Here is a 1,263-nt window from a genome sequence, read left to right as displayed (position 1 = left end):
ATCGGCAGGCTATCAGCCTGGCCAGATTCGCAGACTTTCTGCAGAAGAACGTTTGACGCTCGGGCGTCCAGCGCTTTGGCCGGTCCTGGTTGATCAAGCGGCGATTGCACAAGGGTCGACCAGCGTCCTCAGCCTGTCCGTTTAGGCAGAATCCATAGCGCTTCAGCTCCAAAACTCTTGCTGAATCCGCACTCTCGTCACAAGATCAACCCGCTCCACCCTGCAGCATGCATTGACTCTTCGGTACACGGCCATGCCAGACACAGGTCTTTTCTACGTTCTCAACATCGACCCGATGCGCGATCAGCAGGGGAACATCCAAAGCGTCATCGCAATCAGCGTCCGGTGTAACAGTTGCCAGCACGTCACTCACTCGACAGGCCCCGACCTCCAATCCATACCGGGCGGTACGCTGCTCGCTTGTGYCCAATGCGGAGGGCGCCAAGCCGTCAGCAACGCCCGCTTGGTCGAGTGCGATCACACCTTGGCCGCCAGAGCGGACTCATCAATCAGTCCGATGCCTGGGTAGGCCCTTCCCAGCCATCAAGGTACCTGGCTAAATCGTCGAGAACGTCGACCACGCGCTGCCGATAGGGACACGGTGACTGAGCAGTGACGGGCGAGCCCGGAGTTTACTGCCGTTCCAGAGCAAGCCACCGTTGCGTTGGCCGGGGCGGCCCGCGCCGCCTCATAAGCCAGCGCGCGCCGGCGCCCTACACCACCCGCAGCGCCGGGGAATGCACGCCATGACCATGCCCTGCCCCCGCGTGCACACGGAACCCTGCCACCGTCTGCAGCAGCTGCGAAGACTGCTCTTCCATGCTGCGCGCGGCCGCTGAGGCCTCTTCCACCAGCGCTGCATTCTGCTGCGTGCCCTGATCGATCAGATCCACCGCGTGGTTCATCTGCTGGATGTCATCGCTCTGCTGTTGCGCAGCCGCACTGATCTCGGTCATCAGGTCGCTGACACGCCGCACGTCGACCACGATCTCGTCCATGGTCCGGCCGGCGCTCTCGACCTGCGCCGTTCCGGCACCGACGTTGGCAACAGACGCATCGATCAGCTGCTTGATTTCCTTTGCCGCACCCGCCGAGCGATGCGAGAGCTCGCGGATCTCGGTGGCAACCACGGCGAAACCACGACCATGCTCACCGGCACGCGCCGCTTCCACCGCCGCGTTCAATGCCAGGATGTTGGTCTGGAAGGCAATGCCATCGATCACACCGATGATGTCGACGATGCGACGCGAGGAAGCATTGATC

Annotated in this window: 1 protein-coding gene; it reads right to left on the bottom strand. The window is 62.4% G+C overall.

Translation table 11 applies throughout. From position 1 onward, the window contains the following. Nucleotides 1-713: 713 nt before the first annotated feature. Nucleotides 714-1,263: methyl-accepting chemotaxis protein (locus tag AC1VAN_RS22230; protein ID WP_480986793.1), on the bottom strand; the 550-nt coding region annotated here is incomplete at its 5' end.

It is taken from the genome of Stenotrophomonas sp. 05L44_2, assembly GCF_056665995.1.
The sequence above is the reverse complement of the archived record's forward strand: the minus strand, read 5'-3'. Positions and strand labels throughout refer to the sequence as shown.